19 protein-coding genes are annotated in these 21,903 nt (G+C 64.5%); 10 read left to right on the top strand and 9 right to left on the bottom strand.

What is annotated here, in order from left to right; all coding sequences use genetic code 11:
- The first annotated feature begins 50 nt into the window (after positions 1–50).
- The 4 genes from IB272_RS06005 to IB272_RS05990 all read left to right on the top strand — a co-directional run bounded on the left by IB272_RS06005 (position 51) and on the right by IB272_RS05990 (position 2,838).
- On the top strand, positions 51–917 hold the full coding sequence (locus IB272_RS06005) for an ABC transporter permease (protein ID WP_029742635.1): 867 nt from the start codon (positions 51–53) through the stop codon (positions 915–917).
- The gene (locus tag IB272_RS06000) at positions 917–1,735 is read left to right on the top strand and encodes an ABC transporter permease (protein ID WP_060582634.1); all 819 of its coding nucleotides are present in this window, start codon (positions 917–919) and stop codon (positions 1,733–1,735) included. The genes IB272_RS06005 and IB272_RS06000 overlap by 1 nt, the downstream gene beginning before the upstream one ends.
- A gap of 4 nt (positions 1,736–1,739) precedes the next feature.
- On the top strand, positions 1,740–2,501 hold the full coding sequence (locus IB272_RS05995; RefSeq protein WP_060582632.1) for an SDR family oxidoreductase: 762 nt from the start codon (positions 1,740–1,742) through the stop codon (positions 2,499–2,501).
- A gap of 130 nt (positions 2,502–2,631) precedes the next feature.
- Positions 2,632–2,838, top strand: a complete 207-nt coding sequence (locus tag IB272_RS05990; RefSeq protein WP_029742632.1) for a hypothetical protein — start codon at positions 2,632–2,634, stop codon at positions 2,836–2,838.
- A 21-nt stretch (positions 2,839–2,859) separates the two neighbouring features.
- Here IB272_RS05990 and IB272_RS05985 read toward each other — a convergent pair whose 3' ends face one another.
- Both IB272_RS05985 and IB272_RS05980 read right to left on the bottom strand, forming a co-directional pair.
- Positions 2,860–3,666: a class I SAM-dependent methyltransferase gene (locus tag IB272_RS05985; RefSeq protein ID WP_060582626.1), complete on the bottom strand. Its 807-nt coding sequence runs from the start codon at positions 3,664–3,666 to the stop codon at positions 2,860–2,862.
- A 126-nt stretch (positions 3,667–3,792) separates the two neighbouring features.
- Complete coding sequence (locus IB272_RS05980; RefSeq protein WP_113135680.1) at positions 3,793–5,421, bottom strand: winged helix-turn-helix domain-containing protein; 1,629 nt, start codon at positions 5,419–5,421, stop codon at positions 3,793–3,795.
- Positions 5,422–5,492: 71 nt separating this feature from the next.
- Between IB272_RS05980 and IB272_RS05975 the strand changes: the two genes are divergently transcribed.
- A complete protein-coding gene (locus IB272_RS05975) occupies positions 5,493–5,939 on the top strand; it encodes a cupin domain-containing protein (RefSeq protein WP_083523668.1) in 447 nt (148 codons plus the stop codon).
- A gap of 33 nt (positions 5,940–5,972) precedes the next feature.
- Here IB272_RS05975 and IB272_RS05970 read toward each other — a convergent pair whose 3' ends face one another.
- The 6 genes from IB272_RS05970 to IB272_RS05945 all read right to left on the bottom strand — a co-directional run bounded on the left by IB272_RS05970 (position 5,973) and on the right by IB272_RS05945 (position 13,567).
- Positions 5,973–7,631, bottom strand: a complete 1,659-nt coding sequence (locus IB272_RS05970) for a urocanate hydratase (RefSeq protein WP_060582777.1) — start codon at positions 7,629–7,631, stop codon at positions 5,973–5,975.
- Positions 7,632–7,854: 223 nt separating this feature from the next.
- Positions 7,855–8,184, bottom strand: coding sequence for a TfoX/Sxy family protein (locus IB272_RS05965; RefSeq protein WP_034792152.1), 330 nt, complete (start codon positions 8,182–8,184; stop codon positions 7,855–7,857).
- A gap of 13 nt (positions 8,185–8,197) precedes the next feature.
- Positions 8,198–9,295: a DUF917 domain-containing protein gene (locus IB272_RS05960; protein ID WP_060582624.1), complete on the bottom strand. Its 1,098-nt coding sequence runs from the start codon at positions 9,293–9,295 to the stop codon at positions 8,198–8,200.
- Position 9,296: 1 nt separating this feature from the next.
- A complete protein-coding gene (locus tag IB272_RS05955) occupies positions 9,297–10,577 on the bottom strand; it encodes a Zn-dependent hydrolase (RefSeq protein WP_034792149.1) in 1,281 nt (426 codons plus the stop codon).
- A gap of 65 nt (positions 10,578–10,642) precedes the next feature.
- Entirely contained in the window at positions 10,643–12,010 is a 1,368-nt protein-coding gene (locus tag IB272_RS05950; protein WP_060605605.1) for an amidohydrolase family protein, read from the bottom strand.
- Positions 12,011–12,028: 18 nt separating this feature from the next.
- Positions 12,029–13,567: an aromatic amino acid ammonia-lyase gene (locus IB272_RS05945; protein ID WP_034792145.1), complete on the bottom strand. Its 1,539-nt coding sequence runs from the start codon at positions 13,565–13,567 to the stop codon at positions 12,029–12,031.
- 215 nt (positions 13,568–13,782) lie between these two features.
- Between IB272_RS05945 and IB272_RS05940 the strand changes: the two genes are divergently transcribed.
- The gene (locus IB272_RS05940; protein WP_162732995.1) at positions 13,783–15,000 is read left to right on the top strand and encodes a LysR family transcriptional regulator; all 1,218 of its coding nucleotides are present in this window, start codon (positions 13,783–13,785) and stop codon (positions 14,998–15,000) included.
- A gap of 45 nt (positions 15,001–15,045) precedes the next feature.
- On the opposite strand, the gene IB272_RS05935 is transcribed toward IB272_RS05940, so the two are convergent.
- A complete protein-coding gene (locus IB272_RS05935) occupies positions 15,046–16,017 on the bottom strand; it encodes a GlxA family transcriptional regulator (protein ID WP_029742620.1) in 972 nt (323 codons plus the stop codon).
- 108 nt (positions 16,018–16,125) lie between these two features.
- Here IB272_RS05935 and IB272_RS05930 point away from each other — a divergent pair, with 108 nt between their 5' ends.
- The 4 genes from IB272_RS05930 to IB272_RS05915 all read left to right on the top strand — a co-directional run bounded on the left by IB272_RS05930 (position 16,126) and on the right by IB272_RS05915 (position 21,903).
- On the top strand, positions 16,126–17,028 hold the full coding sequence (locus IB272_RS05930) for a 3-keto-5-aminohexanoate cleavage protein (protein ID WP_029742619.1): 903 nt from the start codon (positions 16,126–16,128) through the stop codon (positions 17,026–17,028).
- Between the two features lie 16 nt (positions 17,029–17,044).
- On the top strand, positions 17,045–18,538 hold the full coding sequence (locus tag IB272_RS05925; protein WP_113135679.1) for a carnitine 3-dehydrogenase: 1,494 nt from the start codon (positions 17,045–17,047) through the stop codon (positions 18,536–18,538).
- 139 nt (positions 18,539–18,677) lie between these two features.
- Positions 18,678–19,838 (top strand): acyl-CoA dehydrogenase family protein, encoded by a 1,161-nt coding sequence (locus tag IB272_RS05920; RefSeq protein WP_060582620.1) that lies wholly within the window; start codon positions 18,678–18,680, stop codon positions 19,836–19,838.
- 7 nt (positions 19,839–19,845) lie between these two features.
- Positions 19,846–21,903, top strand: a complete 2,058-nt coding sequence (locus IB272_RS05915; RefSeq protein ID WP_060582619.1) for an acetate--CoA ligase family protein — start codon at positions 19,846–19,848, stop codon at positions 21,901–21,903.

The following is a 21,903-nucleotide window of genomic DNA, read 5'->3' as shown; positions in this document are numbered from 1 at the left end:
TTCCCTCCCGCTCGCATCGAAGTGCTGATGAAACGCGAACGGAAGAATTTATGACCGCGGCAACGAACACGAAGAGAAACCTGGTGACGGCGGCGCTGGTGGCGCCGGCCGCGGCCTGGCTGATGATCTTCCTCGTGCTGCCCTTCATCGCCATGCTGGTCTTCGCTTTCGGCGAACGCGCACCGGAAGGCGGCTATCAGGCAGCCTTCACCTTTGCCCAATTCGCCAACCTGCCGACACGGGCGGCCGCCTTCTGGAACACGCTGATCCTCGCGCCGGTCGGCGCGCTCGCCTGCCTGCTGATCGCCTATCCGGTCGCCTATTATCTGGCGGTCAAGGCGAACCCGCGCTACCGGCTGATCCTCGTGTCGCTCGTCGTCGTGCCCTTCTGGACGAGCCTGCTCGTGCGCACCTATGCCTGGATGTACATTCTTGGCTCGCGCGGGATCCCCAATCTGCTCTCGATGATCGGCATCGAGGACGTGAGGATGTTGAACACGCCGGGCGCCGTGCTTCTCGGCATCGTCTACGGCTACCTGCCGCTGATGATCATGCCCATTTACGTGAGCCTCGAAAAACTCGATCGCCGCCTGCTCGAAGCCTCCGCCGACCTCGGCGGGAGGCCGGTGTCGACCTTCTTCGGCGTCACCCTGCCGCTCTCCTTGCCCGGTGTCATGACCGGAGTCGCGCTGGTGACGATCCTGCTGCTCGGCGAATATCTGATCCCGCAGCTGCTTGGCGGCGGCAAAGTGTTCTTCATCGGCAATGCGCTAGTCGATCTCTTCCTTCAATCGCGAAACTGGCCGTTCGGCTCCGCGATCGCCGTCACGCTGGTTGCCGTCGTCGTCGTGATCCTGATGGTGGCAATGCGCATTGCCTTCCGCGTCGCCGGCACAAGACAGGTGGATCTCGTCTGATGCGCGCCTTCATCTCCTCCGTCTACCTCTTCCTCTACGCCCCGATCGCGCTCGTCGTCCTGTTCTCCTTCAATGCCGGGCGCAATGCGAGCGAGTTCACCGGGTTTTCGACAGCCTGGTACGGCAAGGCGCTTGGAAATACCTTCCTGGTTTCGGCGCTGCAGAACAGCCTGCTGATCGCCTTCACCAGCGCCACGCTCGCCGCGATCTTCGGCACCATGGCAGCCCTCGGCATGGAGCGGATGGCGCCGCGCAACCGGGCGATCTTCGATGCGCTGTTTGCAGCCGCAATCGTCGTGCCCGGTGTCGTCATCGGCATCGCCACGCTGGTCGCCCTCGTTGCCGTCTTCTCCTTCGTCAACCCGGCGCTGGCGACGATCTGGCCCGGCGACCGGCCGCCGCAGCTCGGCCTTGGCTACGGCTCTATCATCGCCGCGCACGGCCTGTTCTCGATGGCGCTGGTGACGATGATCGTGAAGGCCCGCATCGCCAGCCTCGGCCGCGATATCGTCGAGGCATCGAGCGACCTTTACGCGACACCGCTCACCACCTTCCGGCTGATCGTGTTGCCGCAGATCCTGCCGTCGATCCTTGCCGGCTTTCTTCTGGCCTTCACCTTCTCCTTCGACGATTTCATCATCGCCTTCTTCGTCGCGGGCTCGAAGACCACGCTGCCGATCTACGTCTTCGCCTCGATCCGCCGCGGCGTGACGCCCGAGATCAACGCGATCGCGACGCTGGTGCTCGTCGCCTCGCTGCTTCTGATCCTGACCGCCCGCATCCTGATGCGGGAAAAGAAAACGAAATCCGGGGAGTGAAACCATGATCCTGAAAGACCGGGTCGCGATCGTGACCGGAGCGGGCTCCGGGATCGGTCAGGCGGGTGCGGCCATCATGGCGCGCGAAGGCGCCCATGTCGTCGTCGTCGACCGCAGCCTTTCGGCCGCGGCAACCGCCGTCGAGGCAATCGCCACCAAAGGCGGCAGCGCCGAGGCGCTCGCCATCGACGTGACGGATGACGCGGCCCTTTCTGACGGCATCGCCGATATCCTCTATCGCCACGGCCGCATCGACATTCTGCACAACCACGCCGGCGCCCAGGTCGCGGGGGACCTGGAAGAGGTCGAGGTCGCCGGCTTCGATCGCTCCTGGAACCTCAATGTCCGCGCCCATTTCATGGCAGCGCGGCTGGTGATGCCGTCGATGCGCGCCGCCGGCCGCGGCGTCATCCTCAACACCTCCTCATCCTCGGGCGTGCTCTACGACCGCGAGATGATCGCCTACACGACCACCAAGCATGCCGTCATCGCCATGACCAAGCAGATGGCCGGCGACTACGCCCGCCACGGCATTCGCGTCAACGCGCTCTGCCCCGGCTGGGTCGACACCCCCTTCAACGAACCGTTCATCGCGCAAATGGGCGGCCGCGGCGCAATCGAATCCTATATCCGCGAAAAGGTGCCGCTTGGCCGCTGGGCCAGCGTCGAGGAGATCGCGGAGTCGATCCTCTTCCTCGTTTCCGACCGCTCCTCCTATATGACCGGCCAGATCCTGGTGGTGGACGGCGGCGAGACGGTGGTGTGATGAACAGAGAGTGCGGTAACATCCCGTCATGGTGAATTGCCGCGGCGGAAAATCCGACACTGAAGAAGTGAGCGCCGGAAGGCCCACGCCGTGAGGCGGTCCCAATGCTCGCAATCACGAGGAAGCTATGATGGCAAGGCATGAGCCGGTTCAAGAATGGGCGCAGATGTGCCGCGTGTTGCATCACTTCGGCGTCATGAAGGATTACAGCGCAGCGGAATGCTACCGCATCGCCAAGGAACTGAAAAAGCTGGTCGCTGAAGGCAAGGTGGTGAAGATCAGTCGCGGGCGCTATCGCTTCCTGCCACCAGTCGACGACAGAAATGGTGAGGAATGACGGCGGCAAGTGAGGAGCCCGCTACGCCCCAGGAACAATCCCCCGGCAGGCCCAGGCAACCGCCGCAAAGGACCGCGGCCCATCGGGCTGGCCAGCCTGGTAGGCGGCCCTGACCGCCGCATCGATCTTCGCCCGCTGACCAGAATCCAGCGCACCGATGTATTTGCCGAGCGGTCCTTCGCCCGCCGCGATCGGCTGCCAGAAATCCTCGAACGACTGATAGTCCATGCGGATCATCAGTGACGTCTGCTCGACCCTTTCAAGACCGTGCGCCGCAAAGTTCTGAATCATTTCCCCGGGCCGCATCATCGGCTGGAAGCAGTAGCGGCTGCGCACCTGATCGGCTTTTTCATCGAGCATCGCCGCCACATCGAGCACCATGCGCATGCCCGGCATGCCGCCGTAATGATCCCAGACGACCGCGGAAACCACGCCGCCCGGCCGGGTCACCCGGCGCATCTCGGCGACCGCCTTTCCCGATTCCGGCACGAAGTGCAGCACCAGCAGCGCCATCGCCCGGTCGAAGGATGCATCGGCAAAGGGCAGCGCGCAGGCGTCGGCCTGCTGGACTTTGATCCGCGGATCTGAACTCGCCCGGATCGTCGCTTCGACGAAAACAGGCGAAAAGTCGATTGCAACGATCTCGCTGACATCGGCCGCGCGCGGTAAGGCAAAGGTAAGGCTGCCCGTGCCGCAACCGACATCCAGCACCCGCTCACCGTCGGCAACACCCGCAAAGTCGATGAATGACGGCGCAAGCCGCCGGCTCCACCGGCCCATCAACTGTTCGTAGCCGGCAGCACTCTGCACATTGAAGCTCGATGTCATGATCGCCTCCGGGCAGTGAGGCGTGCATTGTAACGTGCGGCAGGCGCGACACCAAGAGACCGGCTCAACGCTCGAGCGCCGTCAGCAGCAACGGTGGGAGCGACGGTCGTCAGATCGCCTGCAAAGTCAGGAACGTTGAGGCGTCTGAAGCGGGTTGCTCGGGATTTGCTGCAACAATTCCGCCAATCGTTCCTGCCAATGTGGATTGCGCTGTCTTAGCGGCTCCAGAGCATCGCCTGACGCGTTCTCCATTTCGCTCATCAACGCGCGCGATGATCGAGCCTCTGCAAGACGCCCAGTAGCCGCATAACAGCAGGCCAGCGTTTCTTGGACCGGCCGCCATGCAGGGCGCACTTTTTGGGCCTTCACGGCAGCAGCGAGCGCGTTCGTTCCGTCGCCTGCAAACAGGTGGGCGAGCGCCAGAAAATTCAGCCAGACGAAGTTCTGCGGGTCATTGGCGTTCAACATGAGACCGTGTTCCAGTGACGCTATGGCACCGGACACGTTCCCCCTGAACAGCTCCGCCATCCCCAGGACAAGGTGGCCAAGGGCGAAACTCGGGCTGATCTCGATCGCCCTTTCGGCGGCAAGGACCGCCTGCTCGGGCGCATTCGCGTACGCGCTGCAGATCGCCAGCGCATAGTGTGTGTACGGGTTCTTTTCGTCGAGCCGAACGGCTGCCAATGCGGCGTCCAAACCCTCTCTGATGTCATCGGAAGGAAGCTCGCTCCATCCATAGGCGACGATGCCTGCGCTCACGCGACCAAGCCAGAGATGCGCTTCGGCAAGCTCGGGATCAAGCCGACACGCCTCCCTGAATAGCTCTCGCGCCATTAGGTGGGTCTGCTGGCCAACCTGGTGAAAATACCAGGTCCCCTGCCGCACGATCTCCCACGCCGACAAATTTCCCGTGTGCCGCGCCGGCGAGGGGAATGATGCCGTCTTCAACAGTTCTGGTTCAATCGCACCTGCAACTCTCTCTGCGATGGCGTCTTGAACTGCGAATGCCTCTTCCATTTCCACGTCATACCGTTCGGCCCAGACCTGGCTGGCCGAGGTGGTCTCGACCAGTTGCGTGGAGACCCGAAGACGGCCGTCGGAGCGGCGCACGCTTCCTTCGAGCACGTAATCGACATCCAGGTCTCGGCCCACCTGCTTGGCGCTCACCGACTTGTGCTTGTAGACGAAACTTGAATTGCGCCCGATGACCCGAAACCACCGAAATCTCGTAAGCGCGGTGATCACATCTTCGGTGATGCCATCAACCAGATACGACTGTTGCTTGTCACTGCTCAGATTTGCAAACGGTAGGACCACGATCGATGGTCTGCCCGGGTTCGCGGGCGAGGCTGGCAGTGCCGGCGATGCATCAGCGGCAACCGGATGCAGGCTATTCACCCGGGCGGCAAAACGATAGCCCGCACGCGGCACGGTGGCGATCCATTCGTTCCCCTCCGGTTGAGGACCCAGCATCTTGCGCAAGGCAGCGATCTGAACCGAGAGATTGCTCTCCTCGACGACAGCCGCGGGCCAGGCTGCCTCCATCAGCGCGGACTTGCTCACGACCTGCATCGACGCTCGCACCAGCGCGTGCAGCAGCAACAAGCCCTTATGGCCAATTGCGACCCGCCGCCCTTCACACGTCAGTGCGCCGCGCTCCATGTCGAGGATGAATGTCCCGAACGCGAACAGTTGCGGCTCGACACTATCGGCCCCGACGTCTTCGGAAGAATTCGGAACTTTTCGCCCTCCCATTCAGGACTCCAGCCGGTCTTCTTGCGATCCTTTGCGCAGGTCGACCAGACTACCACAGAGGAGACCGAAAAATGACGATTTCAGAAGAGCGAACCGACGCCCGTCCAGGCTTCTCGCGAGGCAAGGCCCACGTATCCAAAGGGGACGCAGGTTACCAAGCTGAACAGGGACCTGATTACCTGCCCGGCATTAGTGCAGAGTCAGTTGGCTCTACTGCACTGTGGCTCGGTATCGCTACGATCCCGCCTGGAAAGCGCACCAAGGCGCATGTGCATGAGCGCCACGAAACTGCCTTCTACATGTTGAGCGGTGAAGAGCTGGAACTATGGAGTGGCGATCAACTCCAGCACCGGGATGTGATGCACCCAGGAGACTATCTGTACATCCCCGCCAACGTGTTGCACGTGGCCGTCAATCGAGCTGCCCAACCAGCGGTATTTATCGGGGCGCGCAACGAGCCAACCGCGCAGGAGAGCGTTGTTCTTTATCCTGAAATGGATTCCCGAGTGCCGCGATAGGTGTGAGACTGCTTAGGGCCAAGCCACAGGTCCTTACACCTTCACATGCCCGATGCCCTTGGCGGCGATCTCCTCAAAGCTCTCGTCGTAGCCGGCATCCGCATAGCGGATGACGCCGAGCGAGGTGTCGTTGGTGAGGGCATAGTCGAGGCGCTCGTCGGCCTCGACCGTTCCGTCGGCAACAACGGTCACGCCGCAGCTCGTCATGTAGCCGGCATAACCGCCACCGCCGGAATGGACGACCACGAGATCGGCCATCGACGAGCAGAGCAGCATGGCGTCGAGCAGCGGCCAGTCGGCGATCGCGTCCGACCCATCCTTCATCCGCTCGGTCATGATGTTCGGATGCGCCATGGCGCCGGCATCGAGATGGTCGCGGGAGAACGCGATCGGGCCTTTGAGTTCGCCAGACGCCACCAGTTCGTTGACGCGCCGCGCCAGTGCCGTGCGTTCGCCGTGGCCGAGCCAGGCGATGCGGGCCGGCAGGCCCTCGAAGGGAATATGCTGGCGCGCAAGCCTGATCCAGTTGGTGACGATGCGGTTGTGCGGAAACATGTCGAGCAGCAGATCGTCGATGCGGGCGATGTCGCTTTCTTCGCCCGAAAGCGCCATCCAGCGGAAGGGGCCGATGGCGCGGGCAAAGAGCGGACGCAGATAGGCCTCGGTGAAGATCGGAATGTCGAAGGCGTTGGCAACGCCGCCCTCGCGCGCCTGGGTGCGGATGAGGTTGCCGTTGTCGAAGACTTCCGCGCCCTTCTGCTGAAAGTCGAGCATCGCCTTGACGTGCTCGACGATCGAGGCGCGGCTCGCCGCCATCAACTGCCCCTGGCCATCGTCGCGCAGCGATTTCACCTGCTCAAGACTCATGCCTTTCGGCACGTAGCCATAGACGAGATCATGCGCTGACGTCTGGTCGGTGACGACGTCGGGCACGATGCCGCGCCGGGCGATCTCCGGATAGATCTCCGCCGCATTGCCGACGAGGCCGACGGAGAGTGCCCGCTTGTCCTTCACAGCCGCGTCGATCATCGAGAGCGCCGTATCGAGATCGGGCGCGATCTCCTGCAGATAGCCGATCTCCCGGCGCTTCTTCGCCCGCTCCGCGTCGATATCGATACAGAGGATCGCCGCCCCCGCCATCCGTCCGGCAAGCGGCTGGGCGCCGCCCATGCCGCCGAGGCCGGCGGTCAGCACGAAGCGGCCGGAGAGATCGCCGCCGAAGCGGCGCTCGGCGATACGCATGAAGATCTCGTAGGTACCCTGGATCACGCCCTGGCTGCCGATATATTGCCAGGCGCCGGCGGTCAGGCCGCCCCAGCAGATCAGCCCTTTTCGCTGCAAATCATAGAACACCTCCGCCTTGGCCCACTGCCCGACAATGTTGCAATTGGCCATGATGACGAGCGGCGCCTTGGCATGGGTCTTCAAGAGCCCCACCGGCTTGCCGGATTGGATGATCAGCGTCTGGTCCTCGTCCATTTCGATGAGCGTCTTGACGATGGCCCGGTGCGCCGGCCAGTTGCGCGCCGCCTTGCCGAGTGCTGCATAGACAACGAGATTGTCCGGATCCTCGCCGACCGAAAGCACGTTTTCCAGGAGCCGCAGCAGCGCTTCCTGCCGCCAGCCCTTGGCGCGCAGCTCCGGTCCACCGGGGATGGGAAAACCAGGATGACGGGGATTGGCCTTGGGCATCGTCTCGTTCCTCTTTGTCTTGTCGGCGGGGTGGTTGCCCCACGCATTCATGGCGACGGGAGGTCTCTGCCTCTCGTTTATGGCGGGGGCAGATCCCTGCTCCCTTGCATTCGTGGCACGCGCAAGTCGCCGCCTCTCATGCTTGTGGCGACGGGTGGTGACGGCCCGACACGCACTGGCGAGAGCGGCCAATGAGGCTCGCCGCCGAGGCAGCGAGCCTCATTCACTTCGGCGGCAGCGTCTCGACGAACGCGATCGCCCCATCCAGCAACCGCCGGCGCAGCGCATCATCGCCATAGGCATCCGCCCCTGCGCGCACCCAGCCATGCATCGCCCGTCCGTTCATCACCATCAGCTCGATATCCGGCAACGCCAACGCCCAGCCGTCATTGCCCTTGCCGAGGCGCACGAGCAGAGAGCCCTCGCGCGCGCCAAGTAGCAGGTTGCCTTGAAGCAGATAGGCCCAGCCGCCGAACATGGCCTTTTCCGAAAGCCCGGCGCGGTCACCGAGCTCTTCGCGGATTAGTTCCTCTAGCCCTGCATCGCGCGCCATCACCTTGCTCCCGTCAGCTACGGCCGGAAAGCGCGTAGCGGGCAAGCTCGATGCCCATCGCCTTTTCGACCGATGGATAGACCGTCGGGTCGAGCACGCTGGAGGACAGCGGGATCACCGTCTTCGGCACATGCAGCACGAAGATCCTCATGCCCACCTGCAGCTGGCCGACACTCAAAGGCTCGCCCTCCGGCGACAGCGTGGTGATGACGTCGGGGAAGGTCGCAAGCCGCGTGCCTTCCGCAGAGTCAACCGCCATGTATTCGTTCATCACGTGCAATACCGTTGAGTCAGCGCCCTTCCCCAGCGTCACCGTGCCGATGTCGAAGGCTTCCTTGGTATAGACGACCGATTTGTCAGTGATCGTGCCCTCGGCGAGAATCGCGCCATTGGTCGTCTTGACGATCGCGTCGATCACTGCGCTGCCGCCCTTGGCTTCCGCCGCGATGATCGCCTCGCCGAGCGCCAGCGCCAGCGAGATGCCGCCCAGCGCCGCATTGGCTTTCACATAGGATGCCCTGACCGGATTGCGGCAGGAGGCAATGAAGCCGCCGGACATGTCGGAGGCGGTGCGCAAGACCGGCGAGACCTTGGCCGTGGCGCCGCGCACGACCAGCTCGATATAGCGGTTCTCGTCGCGATTGCCGCCGACCGCCGTCTGGATCATCGGCTCGGGCGAACCGGCAAGGCCGATCGAGCCCATGTCACCGGTCGGGTGCGCGCGGATGTCGCCGACCGCGTCCACCACCTTGGTGCCGAGTATCGCCGACGGCAGCCAGCCGTTCAGCGTCGAGGACTTGCCGTTCTGGCCGATGATGAGCCCCGAGAGCTTCTCGCCGAGCGCCTCCTGCAACAGCTGCACGGCCTTGACGTAATCGACCCCACGCATCTCCCAGGGCGTGGTCGAGGCCGGTGCACCGATCGCGGCGGCCGTCGCCACCCAGTCCTGTGCCTCGAGTTCGTCGATCGAGACGAGCTCGGGTTTGCCGATCGAGACCGCTGCATAGCCGAGCATGCGGCCATGGTCGGCCCAGCCGCCGCCCCCGGCGGCATAGACGGAACCGCCCTTGACCGCTGCCTCGACATCCTTTTCCTTCAGTATCCGGCCCATCTCACACCTTCTCCTGCAATTTCTTGTCGAGTCGCTTCACCGCATCGAAGAGAACGGCCGCGCCGAGCGCGATATCGTCGTTTTCGGCCCACTCCTCCGGCGCATGCGAGCGCCCGCCGAGGCAGGGAATGAAGATCATCGCCGAACGGGTGATGCGTCCCATCCAGGCGGTGTCGTGACCGGCGCCGGAGGCCATGCGCCGATGCTTGGCGCCGATCGCATCGCAGCTTTCTTCGAGCGTTGAAAGCAGGAGCGGATCGCCCGGCGTCGGGTGGTTGTCCGAGATCACATTGGCGGGCGGGATCGTCACGCCCGATGCCTCGGCGACACCCTGGCAAAGAGAGCCGAGCGTAGCCAGGAACCGCTCCATCTGCGGCCGCAGCTCGGCACGCGCATCGATCAGCAGCCGGACGCGAGACGGCACCACATTGGCTGCATTCGGCTCGATCGAGAATTCACCGACCGTCGCGGTGAAATGCCCGTCGCCGTGAGAAAATTCTGTCGCCAGCCGCTCGATCTCCAGCACCAGATGCGAGGCGGCAACCAGCGCGTCGCGCCGATGCCCCATCGGAGTCGTACCGGCATGGTCCGCCTGGCCCTCGACGATGATCTCGATGCGGGTGATGCCCGAGATGGCGGTAACCACCCCGACATCGAGCCGCCCAGTCTCCAGTATGGGCCCCTGTTCAATGTGCAGTTCGAGGAAGGCCTTGATGTCGGAGCGTTTCGAGCCGGAAAGCCTGGAGGGGTCACCGCCCACCTCGACGATACCCTGCCTGAGGCTCAGATCCCCTTGCGTGCGGCTGAGCCACCCATCGGGCAGCACGCCCGCCATGCCGCGGCTGCCGACGCAGGAAACGCCGAAGATCGACACTTCCTCGGCCAGGAAATCAACGATCTCCAGATCGTGGTCGAGGTCGATGCCGTTGTCAGAAAGCGCGCGCGCCACTTCAAGCGCCGCCGCCACGCCGGCGATGCCATCGAAGCGGCCGCCATCCGGCACCGTGTCGGAATGGGAGCCGAGCAGGATGGTGCCGAGCGCCGACTTTTTCCCCTTGCGCCGGCCGATCAGGTTACCGGCGGCGTCGATGCGGGTTTCAAGCCCGGCCGCGCGAAAACGCCGATCGAGAAAGGCCCGGCCTTCGAGGAACAGCGGCGTGAAGGCGCGGCGTGTGTAGGGCCGGTCCGGCTCGGTGATACCAGCCAGGCCGTTGACGATGCCGGCAATGCGGCTGGCATTGACGGGCAGATTGGCCGGAACTTTGTGGGCGGTCTTGCTCATCACATTTCCTACATCTCGATGCCGGATGCGAGCGGAAAATCGCACGCACTTTTCCGCATCCCGCTTTACAGAGCCAAAGTGGCGAGCGGCCGGACAAACTGTCCCGCACCCGGCTCGGCCAAAACCTGGCGACCATCGAAGGCAAGTCTGCCCCGCAGATAGGTCGCCGAAATCCGCCAGGGCAGTCGAATGCCATTATAGGGCGACCAGCCGACGACGTTGTGACCGCTCTCGGCCGCATCATAGACATAGGGCTCCGGCGTCATGACGATGATGTCGGCATCCTTTCCAGGTTCCAGCGCACCCTTCTGATGATCAAGACGGAAATGCCTGGCCGGGTTCAGCGTCATCAGCTCGGCTGCGCGCGTCAAGGGAATGCCGCGCTCCAGCGCGCCCTTGACGAAGAGCGGCACCATGACTTCGAGCCCCGGCACGCCAGATGCGTTCGCCAGCATGTCCGGATTGGTCTTGCGATCCTCAGACCAGCTGACGTGATCGGTCGAGACCATCGTCACCGTGCCGTCGGCCACGTGCCGCCAGAGCTTTTCCACCTCGGCGCGCGGCCGGATCGGCGGGTTGATCTTGGCCTTGCCGCCGAGACGGCGAACATCGTTTTCTTCGTCGAGCGTCAGGTAGTGGATGCAGCACTCGATCGTCGCTTTGTAGCCCTGGGCGCGATAGGCGGCAGCAATCTCATAGCCGCGCCCGAGTGAGCAGTGCACCACATGCGCCGGGCAGCCGGTGGCGGCACCCGTCTCGTAGATCTGGTTGGTGGCGAGCAGTTCCGTCAGCGGCGGACGCGACAGCCCATGGGCGCGGTAGTCGGTGATGCCAGCCGCCTTGACCTTGTCGATCGCGGCACGCACCGCCTCGTCATCCTCGTTGTGGACGCCGGCTGAAAGCCCGGTCGGCGCGATCGCCCGGAAGCAGTCTTCGAGAAGGGCTGCCGGAATGCGGGGAAAGCGCTTTGGATCGGTGCCGAAGGTCGAGAACTTGAAGGCGGCGACACCCGCCTCCACCATCTCGCCGATGCGCGCCGGTCCCTCCTCCGGGTCCACGGTGCCATAGAGCGCGAAGTCGACGCGCGCCTGCGGTCCCGCATGGTCGATCTTGCGGCGAAGGGCTTCGGCAGAGCAGACGAGATTGCCCTCGTCATAGGGCATGTCGACAATGGTGGTCACACCTCCGGCCGCCGCCGAACGGGTCGACCAGATGAAATCTTCCTGGTTCTTCTGCGACAGCGAATGCACCTGCGCGTCGACGGCTCCGGGCAGGATCAGCGCGTTGCCGAGATCATGCCGCTCCCGCGCGGCGGGTGCAGCCCCTTGCCCGACATGCACCACCTTGCCGTCGCGCACCGCCACGTGGCCGCCCTCGACGATCCTTTCGGGGAGAACAACGGTGCCTTTCAGAACGAGATCGAAATCGGACATGCTGCTCTCCCAATCGGATTATTTGTCGAGCGCGAAGAAGTCATCGAATTCCGGCATCGGCGCCAGAGCGACGAAGGAGCGCAACAGGTCGTGGCAGGTGAACGCATCCTGCAGCGCCTCGATCTCCTTCGAGAGCGGCCGGTCTTTGAGATACATGGGGCTGACCGAACGGGTCTGGTCATAGGCGCGCTTGACGATCCCCTGCGGCTGGTCGCCGACGAGATCGATCGCCTGGGCCGAAAGCATCGCCTCGATCGCGGCGAGCTGGCGCAGATCGCGCACCTGCGTTTCCATGCGCTCGACGATCAGCGGCAGGAAGGTCGCCTCCTCTTCGAGACCGCCGGCAACCACGATCGACTGCGCCGAAAGCGGCACGGCGAGCGACTGCACGCGCATATAGAGTTCGACCGCAAGCTTCATCAGCGGCCCGAGCCCGGTCGCGACTTCCCCCGGCGCCACCAGATTGACCGAGAGATTGCGGCGTCCGCCGTTCGACAGCAGGATGCAGCGGTTCAAAACATTGCGCGCCGCATGGGAAAAGGCGATCTGCGCCGCCTCGATATAGAGCGTCGTCGTCAGCGGCAGCGATGCGCCGGAGGAATGGACCTGGCCGCCGATGACAACAGGGTTGTCGTCGGAGAGATAGGTCTGCTCCACCAGCCGGCCGGCGGCGACCAGCAGCGTATCGACGACCGCGCCGAAGACCTGGGCGGTCATGCGCAGGCTCAAGGGATCGTGGATCGCCGTCGGTAACGGCCAGTCGGAAATGCCGGACTGGCCATAGAGCCAGGAGCCGACCAGCGCCTCGCCGCGGGTCGAGAGCGTCGCGGCCACCCGCCACGGGTCGGCGGAGGCACCGAGCGCCTGAGACGACATGACGCCGGTGACGAGCAACACGCGGATCGCGGCCGCCGCCTCGCGCAGCACGTTTACGGCAGCGGCAAAGGAAATGGCGTTGACGCTGAGAGCCGCCAGTGCATCGCGCGGCTGCATGACGAACGGCTTGAGACCCGCCTCGGCAAGCGCCGTATCGGCCGAAACGAGGCGCCCCTGGTAATAGGCCTCGCCGACACCGGTCAGCACCGAGGCGATCTGGCCCATCAGCCCGATATCGGCGCAGCCCATGGAGCCGTGGCGGCGCACGGCCGGAATGATGTCGTGCTCGCTGAGTGCCAGAAACGCCCGGATCAGGTCCGGGCTGCAGCCGGTGTGGCCCCGCATCGCGGTGTTCACGCGGATGGCGATCGCCATGCGTACGATCGCCGGCGCAAAGAATTCGCCGGTGCCGAAATGGTGGGCTCTGACCAGCGCATTGTTGAATTCGGCGAGATCGTCGGCGGTCCAGAGCCGGTCCTTCATCGAGCCGACGCCGGTGTTGGAGCCGTAGACGGGAAGCCCCATCGCGACACGTTCGGCAACCACCTTGTGGGCGGCCGCCACCCGTTCCATGCCGCCGTCGTCAGCCACCGGTCGCGCCCTTCCCGCCCCGATATCCTCGAGCGTCGCGAAGTCCAGCGGTTTCCCGCAGAGAACGGTGGTTTTGACCTGATACAGCATGCCGATAAATATCCTTCCGCGCCGAGCGCGCTTCGGTTTCGAAACGGTGCGCGGATGCTCTGATGTCTCGCACCCGACGCTCGAAAACGCCGGGGTGCTTCATGCATGCTATGCGCTTATCGCGCATCCATGCTATATCCCAAATCCGGAACGGGTGATGCATATTTCAGAACGCACCTGGTGAAGGTGCCACGTCCGGGGTCATTGGAATGGATATGGCGACGATCGCTTTGGTCGATGCGGTGCTTCGTGAAGGTGGCGTTCGCCGCGCCGCAACTCTCTGCGGCCGGGCGCCGTCGAGCGTGAGCGCCGCGGTCAAGCGCTTCGAGCAGGCGATCTCCATGCCGCTTTTCCGTCGGGAAGAAACAGCGCTGGTGGTGACGCTCGAAGCGCGCGCGCGCGCCGTCGACGTCGAAGATGCAACCGGCAAGATCACCGCCATCCTGGAAGGCGTCGGACGGGAGACGACCGCCCCCGTGCCGCCGATCGGCCTCGTCGCGCTCGACCGCTTCGTGCGCATCGCCCGCTCCGGCAGCATCCGTGCCACGGCAAAGGCGCTCGGCCTCGGCCAGCCGCAACTGACGCGGCAGATGGCGGATCTCGAACGCCATCTCGGCACCAGGCTGTTCGAACGCTCCCATGGCGGGGTCCTCTGTACGCCAACCGCGGAGCGGATCATTCCGCTCAGCGAGGCCCTCCTCGATATCTGGGCGCGGCTGACCCACGCCTCGGCCGACCGCTTTCGCCGCGACGTCGCCACCTGGCGGCTCGGCGCCGTCATGCCGCTTGGTCCGGAAAGCGAGATCGCCCGCATGCTGGCGGCCCTGACGGCAAACTGGCACCGCGCCCGCCCGCGCCAACCACTGTTCATTTCCAGCACCACGGCCGACGAACTGCTCGTCGGCCTTCGCAGCCGACGGTTCGATGCCGCGCTGCTCGATGTCGCCGAGATCCCGGCCGACTGCGACGGCCGGCTGGTGTCGCAGACGCCGCTGGTGCTGGCGGGGCCAGCCTCCGCCCTTTCGGAACTGGGCGGCAACCTGCCCCGGCTGCTCGCCGCCTGCCCGATCGCGGTGCCGAGCGTCCGGAGCGGCCTTCGCCGCGAGGCCGCGCGCTTCCTCGACGACACGCTTGATGAAGCCGAACGGCGGCGCATCACCCTCGTCGAGGTCGATTCCATCCCCGTGATCATCAACCTCGTTCGCCAGCACGGCTATCTCTCGGTGCTGCCGCAATCCTCGCTCGCCCGCGTGCATCGCCCGCCAGCCATGATCCGGCTCGGCCCCGCCTATCGGCAGTCGCTGACACTCGTCTGGCCGCGCGGCGCCTTCGCCGCCGAGATCGGCGAGTTGATGATTTCGATGATGAAGATGAGCGCCGAGACGAGATCGCCGGCGGAATCAGTTCCTGATCATCGGCCGCCAAACGCCTGAAACGACTCTGAAATTCCCGCTTGAATCGATACTTGAAGCGCGCGCTCAGCTCTTCAGCTTCAGCCGCCTGCGCGTTTCGCTCGGGCTTTCGCGGTAGTGCGCCCTGTAGCTGCGCGAGAAGGAAGACGACGAGTTGAAGCCGGAGATCGCGGCAATGTCGGCAAATTCCATCCGCGTCTCGATCACCTTGCGCCGCGCCGCATTGAGACGAAGCGCCAGGTAGTGCTCGTGCGGCGCAACGCCCATCGTGTCGCGAAAGAGATCTTGCAGATGCCGGGTGCTGACGCCGATGCGGCGGGCGAGCCTGGCGAGCGTCAAGGGCGCTTCCACCGTTTCCTCCATCAGCTTGACGGCGGCACCGACGCGTGGATCGAGGATGCGCATGTTGCCGATCGTCGGCATCTGCAGGAGATCGCCGCGGGTGCGCTCCTGCTCGTAGATGAAGAGGCGGGAGACTTCGAGTGCCAGCGAATAGCCATGCGCCCGGCGGATCAGCTCCAGCATCAGGTCGAGCGTCGGCAGCGAGCCACCGGTCGTGATGCGCTTGCCGTCGATGACGAAGCGCTCGCGCACCATCGTCACCTGCGGGTAGGCGGCGGTGAAATCCTCGAAATCCTCCCAGTGGGTCGTCGCCTTGAAATTATCGAGCAGGCTGGTCTCGGCAAGCAGCCAGGAGCCGGATTCGATGCCGGCCATCAGCTCGCGGTGCCGCGCGGTCTGCGAGAGCAGCATCTTTAGCTGCGAAGTGGCGCTGCGCTGCCAGTTGTAGCTCGAGAGGATGAAAAGCGGCGACGTCTCGCGCTGCGGCCGGAAGATACCGGAGACCGGAATGGGGATGCCGCTCTTCGTTTCGATCGGCGCGCCGTCGGGGCTGTAGATCGTCCAGTCGTAGAGCGGGCGGCCGGCAATGCGGTTGGCGGCACGCATCGGCTCGATGACCGAGGCAACGAGGATCAGATTGGTCTCCGGCAGCACCAGGACATCGACGTGCTGCACCTGCGAAACGTTCTGATCCATGCCCAAACTTCTCCACTCTGTCGCCGATAATGTATAGAATGAAGCCGATAATGAAAAGCAACGCGGTCTTTCTTGGCTCGTAATGGGCGCAATAAAAGGGAGACAGCAATGCCGCTCAGCATGAACCGCGAGGTATTCATCACCTGTGCCGTCACCGGCTCGGGAGACACCGTTTCAAAGTCCAGCCACGTGCCGATCACGCCGAAACAGATCGCCGAAGCGGCGGTCGAGGCGGCCAAGGCCGGCGCTGCCGTGGTCCACTGCCACGTCCGCGATCCGGAGACCGGCGCGCCGGCCCGCAGGCTCGATCTCTACAGGGAAGTGACTGACCGTATCCGCTCTGCCGATGTCGACATGGTGCTGAACCTGACCGCCGGCATGGGCGGGGACCTGATCTTCGGCAATGTCGAAAGCCCGCTCCCGCTCAGCGAGAAAGGCACCGACATGGCCGGCGCCACCGAGCGCGTCGCCCACGTGGCCGAATGTCTGCCGGAAATCTGCACGCTCGACTGTGGCACCATGAACTTTTCGCTCGGCGACTACGTCATGACCAACACGCCGTCGATGCTGCGCGAGATGGCCCGTCAGATGACCGCACTCGGCGTGCGCCCGGAGATCGAAGCCTTCGACACCGGCCACCTCTGGTTTGCCAAGCAGCTGGTCGAGGAAGGCCTGATCGAGGATCCGGTGCTGATCCAGCTCTGCATGGGCATTCCGTGGGGCGCGCCCGACGACCTCAACACCTTCATGGCCATGGTCAACAACGTGCCCGCCAACTGGACCTTCTCCGCCTTCTCTATCGGCCGCAACGCGCTCGCCTATCCGGCCGCAGCCATCCTTGCCGGCGGCAACGTCCGCGTCGGCCTCGAAGACAACCTCTATATCGGCAAGGGCCAGCTCGCGACCAACGGCCAGCTCGTCGAAAAGGCGGTCGGCGTCATCGAGGGCATGGGCGCCAAGATCATCGGACCGAAAGAGGTCCGCGAGAAACTGAAGCTGACGAAGCGCTGAGCAAGGACTGGACACCATGAGCTTTATCACCAAAGCAGCCTGCGTCGGCGGCGGCGTCATCGGCGGCGCCTGGGTGGCGCGCTTTGCGCTTGCCGGCATCGACGTAAAAATCTTCGACCCGCATCCGGAAGCCGAGCGCATCATCGGCGAAGTCATGGCCAATGCCGAGCGCGCCTATGCCATGCTGACCATGGCGCCGTTGCCGCCGAAGGGAAAACTCACCTTCTGCAAGAGCATCGAGGAAGCGGTCGAAGGTGCTGACTGGATTCAGGAAAGCGTGCCGGAGCGGCTGGAACTGAAGCGCGGCGTGATCACCAAGATCGATGCCGCCGCAAGGGCCGATGCGCTGATCGGGTCCTCCACCTCGGGCCTTTTGCCCTCCGACCTGCAGTCCGAGATGCACCACCCCGAGCGCATGTTCGTGGCGCATCCCTACAACCCCGTCTACCTCTTGCCGCTCGTCGAGCTCGTCGGCGGCAAGAAGACGTCGAAGGCGACGATCGAGCGCGCCATGCAGGGCGTCGAGCAGATCGGCATGAAGGGCGTCGTCATCGCCAAGGAGATCGAGGCCTTCGTCGGCGACCGCCTGCTCGAGGCGCTCTGGCGCGAGGCGCTCTGGCTGATCCAGGACGACATCTGCGATACCGAAACGCTCGACAACGTCATGCGTTATTCCTTCGGCATGCGCTGGGCGCAAATGGGCCTGTTCGAGACCTACCGCATCGCCGGCGGCGAGGCCGGCATGCGCCACTTCCTCGCCCAGTTCGGCCCCTGCCTGAAATGGCCCTGGACGAAGTTCACCGACGTCGTCGACCTCGACGATGCGTTGGTCGAAAAGATCGGCGCCCAGTCGGACGCGCAGGCCGCCGGTCGCTCGATCCGCGAGCTCGAACGCATCCGCGACGAAAACCTCGTCGGCATCATGCATGCGCTGAAATCCGGTAACGGCGGCGAAGGCTGGGGTGCGGGCAAGCTGCTTGCCGATTTCGAGGCCAAGCTCTGGGCCAACGCCCGGAAGCCGGAAGCCGACCTCGGCGACGTCAAGCCGCTGCGCATCCTCGACACCAAGGTCAGCGCCGCCTGGGTCGATTACAACGGCCACATGACCGAGCACCGTTATCTCCAGGTCTTCGGCGACACCTCCGACGGCGTGCTGCGCCTGATCGGCGTCGACCTCGACTATGTCCGCGACGGTCACAGCTACTACACGGTCGAGACCCATATCCGGAACCTTGGCGAAGCCAAGCTCGGCGAGGCGCTCTACTCGACCTGCCAGATCCTGTCGTCGGACGATAAGCGTCTGCACATCTTTTCGACGATCTACAACGCCGCAACCAACGAGGCCGTCGCCACCGCCGAACAGATGATGCTGCATGTCGACAGCAAGGCCGGCAAGGCGGTCGCGGCACCCGAGGCGGTGCTGAGCAAGCTCCGCGCGATCACTGAAGCCCACGCGCAACTGCCGACGCCCGATGGTGCCGGACGCTTCGTCGGCCAGAAGCGCGCCTGACCGCAACAGCGGCAGGCCAGCAACAACAGGCAGCTTCGCCTTCCGGCGGAGCCGCAAACCGCAGCCGAAGGACGCTTGAGGAGGCGGCCATCGTTTGCGGCACCGACGTCAGCGGCGCGAAAACGAGGGGAACAACACAATGAACTTCGCACTGACCGAAGAACAGCAGATGATCGTCGATACGGTCAGGAGCTTCGTCGAAACGGAAATCTATCCGCATGAGGACGAGGTCGAGCGCACCGGCGTAGTGCCGCGCGAACTCGGTCAGGAGATCGCCCGCAAATGCAAGGAGATCGGCTTCTTCGGCTGTAATTTCCCGGAGGAGGTCGGCGGCGCCGGTCTCGATCACACCTCCTTCACCCTGGTCGAGCGCGAGCTTGGCCGCGGCTCCATGGGCCTGACCGTCTTCTTCGGTCGCCCCTCTGGCATCCTGATGGCCTGCAACGCCGAGCAGCGCGAAAAATACCTGCTGCCGGCCGTCAAAGGTGACAAGTTCGATGCGCTTGCGATGACCGAGCCGGACGCCGGCTCCGACGTGCGCGGCATGAAGTGCTTTGCGCGTCAGGATGGCGACGACTGGATCGTCAACGGCACGAAGCATTTCATCAGCCACGCCGACATCGCCGATTTCGTCATCGTCTTCATCGCGACCGGCGAAGAGGATACGCCGCGCGGCCCGAAGAAGAAGATCACCTGCTTTCTCGTCGATCGCGGCACGCCCGGCTTCGAGATCCGCAAGGGCTACAATTCCGTGTCGCACCGCGGCTACAACAACTGTGTCCTGACCTTCGACGATTGCCGCCTGCCCTCCGCCCAGATCCTCGGCGAGGTGCACAAGGGTTTCGACGTCGCCAACGACTGGCTGTTCGCCACCCGCCTGACGGTGGCGGCGACTTCGGTCGGCCGTGCCCGTCGCGCCTTCGACTATGCGCTGAATTACGCCGCCGAACGCAAGCAGTTCGGCAAGCCGATCGGTGCCAACCAGGGCGTCTCCTTCAAGCTCGCCGACATGATCACCGAGATCGACGCCGCCGACCTCCTGACCCTTTCGGCCGCCTGGCGGCTCGATAACGGCCTGCCCTCGAACCGCGAGATTGCGTCCGCCAAGGTTTTTGCCACCGAGATGCTCGCCCGCGTCACCGACGAGGCGATCCAGATCTTCGGCGGCATGGGCCTGATGGACGACCTGCCGCTCGCCCGCTTCTGGCGCGACGCTCGCGTCGAACGCATCTGGGACGGCACGTCTGAAATCCAGCGCCACATCATCAGCCGCGACCTGCTGCGGCCGCTGGGAGCGTGATCGGCCGATGATACGCTCCCTCGACCGCCTCATCCGCCCGCGCACCATCGCCGTCTTCGGCGGCAAGGAAGCGCGGCGTGTCATCGAGCAATGCGACAAGATGGGCTTTGCCGGTGAGATCTGGCCGGTGCACCCGCGCGAAGCCGAAATCCTCGGCCGCAAGTGCTATCGCTCGGTGGCAGAACTGCCAGGCGCACCGGATGCCTCCTTCGTCGGCGTCAACCGGCAGCTGACGATCGATATCATCCGCGATCTTGCGAGCCGCGGCGCCGGCGGCGCCGTCTGCTACGCCTCCGGCTTTCGCGAGGCGGCAAGCGAGCTTGACGACGGCAACGACATGCAGGAGGCGCTGGTGGCGGCTGCCGGCGACATGCCGATCGTCGGGCCGAATTGCTACGGCTTCATCAACATGCTCGATGGCGCCCTGCTCTGGCCGGACCAGCACGGCATGCAGCGCGTCGAAAAGGGCGTCGCGATCCTGACGCAGTCCTCCAACATCGCCTGCAACATTTCGATGCAGACGCGCGGTCTGCCGCTTGCCTATGTGATGACCGCCGGCAACCAGGCGCAGACGGGTCTGTCCGACATCGCCTGCGCCGTGCTCGAAGACCCGCGCGTCACCGCCGTCGGCCTGCATATCGAGGGTTTCGACAGCGTTGTTGCCCTCGAGCGGCTGGCGACGCGCGCGCGCGAACTCGGCAAACCGGTCGTGACGCTGAAGGTCGGCAAGTCGGAAGCGGCACAGCTTGCGACGGTGTCGCACACCGCATCGCTTGCCGGCAACGACCGCGTCTCCTCGGCGCTTCTTGCCCGCCTCGGCATCGGCCGCGTCGACACGTTGCCGGCGCTCTTGGAAACGCTGAAGCTGCTGCATGTGGCAGGCCCACTCGAGAGCAACGACATCTCCTCGATGAGCTGCTCCGGCGGCGAGGCCTCGCTGATGGCGGATGCCGGCGAGCGCTACCGGGTCAATTACCGGCCCTTGCGCGACGAGCAGAAGAAGCCGCTGAAGGATGCGCTCGGCGAGATGGTGACGATCGCCAACCCGCTCGACTACCACACCTTCGTCTGGGGCAACCGCGAGAAGCAGACCACCGCCTTTACCGCCATGATGAAGGGCGGCTACGCGATCAATCTGCTCGTGCTCGACTTCCCGCGCCTTGACCGCTGCGACCCGGCAGACTGGGAAACCACCTGCCATGCGGTGATCGACGCGGCCCGGGCAACGGGTGCCCGCGCCGGCATCGTCGCCAGCCTTGGCGAAAACATGCCGGAAGCTACCGCCCTCTTCCTGATGAAGGCGGGTGTCGTGCCCTTCTTCGGCATCGAGGAAGCACTGGCAGCCATCGAGACGGCCGCCGAGATCGGCACCGCCTGGGCCAAGCCCGTCCCGCCCCGCCTGCACGATGGCGGTGTCGCCGCTGCCGGTGAAGCCATCACGCTCAGCGAACACGAGGCCAAGGTGGAGCTTGCTGCCGCCGGCCTGACCGTGCCGAAGGGCAAGACCGCAGCAACCGCCGAAGAAGCCGCAGACGCTGCCGAAGCGCTCGGTTTCCCGGTCGTACTGAAAGGCCTCGGCGTCGCCCACAAGACCGAAGCGGGTGCCGTGAAACTCAACCTTGCGAGCCGCGCGGACGTCCTTTCGGCGGCCAAGGCCATGGCCGCCGTCACCTCCAGGTACCTTGTCGAGAAGATGGTGGCGAAACCGGTCGCCGAGCTCATTATCGGCGCCACGCGCGACCCCGTCGCCGGCCCGGTTTTGACGATCGGTGCCGGCGGCATCCTCGTGGAACTGCTCGATGATTCCGCCATCCTGACGCTGCCGACGACGCCGGAAGCGATCGGGGAAGCAATCGGCGGGCTGAAGATCCGCAAGCTGCTCGACGGCTATCGCGGCGCGCCTGCTGCCGATTACGCCGCTTTAACCGCGGCTGTCGCGGCAGCGGCATCCTATGTCGTTGCAAACGCTTCGAAACTCGAAGAACTGGATATCAATCCATTGATGGTGTTGCCGAACGGTCAGGGTGCCGTTGCCGCCGACGCTCTCATTCGCCGGAGGAACTGA

Origin of the sequence: Ensifer sp. ENS08 (assembly GCF_014852195.1) — a bacterium.
GTDB classification, from domain to species: domain Bacteria; phylum Pseudomonadota; class Alphaproteobacteria; order Rhizobiales; family Rhizobiaceae; genus Ensifer; species Ensifer adhaerens.
The sequence above is the reverse complement of the archived record's forward strand: the minus strand, read 5'-3'. Positions and strand labels throughout refer to the sequence as shown.

Coding starts and splice junctions, on each gene's coding strand:
- IB272_RS05915 (WP_060582619.1), top strand. CDS start 19,846: ATGATACGCTCCCTCGACCGCCTCATCCGCCCGCGCACCATCGCCGTC.
- IB272_RS05955 (WP_034792149.1), bottom strand. CDS start 10,577: ATGAGCAAGACCGCCCACAAAGTTCCGGCCAATCTGCCCGTCAATGCC.
- IB272_RS05970 (WP_060582777.1), bottom strand. CDS start 7,631: ATGCCCAAGGCCAATCCCCGTCATCCTGGTTTTCCCATCCCCGGTGGA.
- IB272_RS05950 (WP_060605605.1), bottom strand. CDS start 12,010: ATGTCCGATTTCGATCTCGTTCTGAAAGGCACCGTTGTTCTCCCCGAA.
- IB272_RS05935 (WP_029742620.1), bottom strand. CDS start 16,017: ATGGATCAGAACGTTTCGCAGGTGCAGCACGTCGATGTCCTGGTGCTG.
- IB272_RS06000 (WP_060582634.1), top strand. CDS start 917: ATGCGCGCCTTCATCTCCTCCGTCTACCTCTTCCTCTACGCCCCGATC.
- IB272_RS05985 (WP_060582626.1), bottom strand. CDS start 3,666: ATGACATCGAGCTTCAATGTGCAGAGTGCTGCCGGCTACGAACAGTTG.
- IB272_RS05990 (WP_029742632.1), top strand. CDS start 2,632: ATGGCAAGGCATGAGCCGGTTCAAGAATGGGCGCAGATGTGCCGCGTG.
- IB272_RS05965 (WP_034792152.1), bottom strand. CDS start 8,184: ATGGCGCGCGATGCAGGGCTAGAGGAACTAATCCGCGAAGAGCTCGGT.
- IB272_RS05995 (WP_060582632.1), top strand. CDS start 1,740: ATGATCCTGAAAGACCGGGTCGCGATCGTGACCGGAGCGGGCTCCGGG.
- IB272_RS06005 (WP_029742635.1), top strand. CDS start 51: ATGACCGCGGCAACGAACACGAAGAGAAACCTGGTGACGGCGGCGCTG.
- IB272_RS05945 (WP_034792145.1), bottom strand. CDS start 13,567: ATGCTGTATCAGGTCAAAACCACCGTTCTCTGCGGGAAACCGCTGGAC.
- IB272_RS05975 (WP_083523668.1), top strand. CDS start 5,493: ATGACGATTTCAGAAGAGCGAACCGACGCCCGTCCAGGCTTCTCGCGA.
- IB272_RS05920 (WP_060582620.1), top strand. CDS start 18,678: ATGAACTTCGCACTGACCGAAGAACAGCAGATGATCGTCGATACGGTC.
- IB272_RS05960 (WP_060582624.1), bottom strand. CDS start 9,295: ATGGGCCGGATACTGAAGGAAAAGGATGTCGAGGCAGCGGTCAAGGGC.
- IB272_RS05980 (WP_113135680.1), bottom strand. CDS start 5,421: ATGGGAGGGCGAAAAGTTCCGAATTCTTCCGAAGACGTCGGGGCCGAT.
- IB272_RS05940 (WP_162732995.1), top strand. CDS start 13,783: ATGGCGACGATCGCTTTGGTCGATGCGGTGCTTCGTGAAGGTGGCGTT.
- IB272_RS05925 (WP_113135679.1), top strand. CDS start 17,045: ATGAGCTTTATCACCAAAGCAGCCTGCGTCGGCGGCGGCGTCATCGGC.
- IB272_RS05930 (WP_029742619.1), top strand. CDS start 16,126: ATGCCGCTCAGCATGAACCGCGAGGTATTCATCACCTGTGCCGTCACC.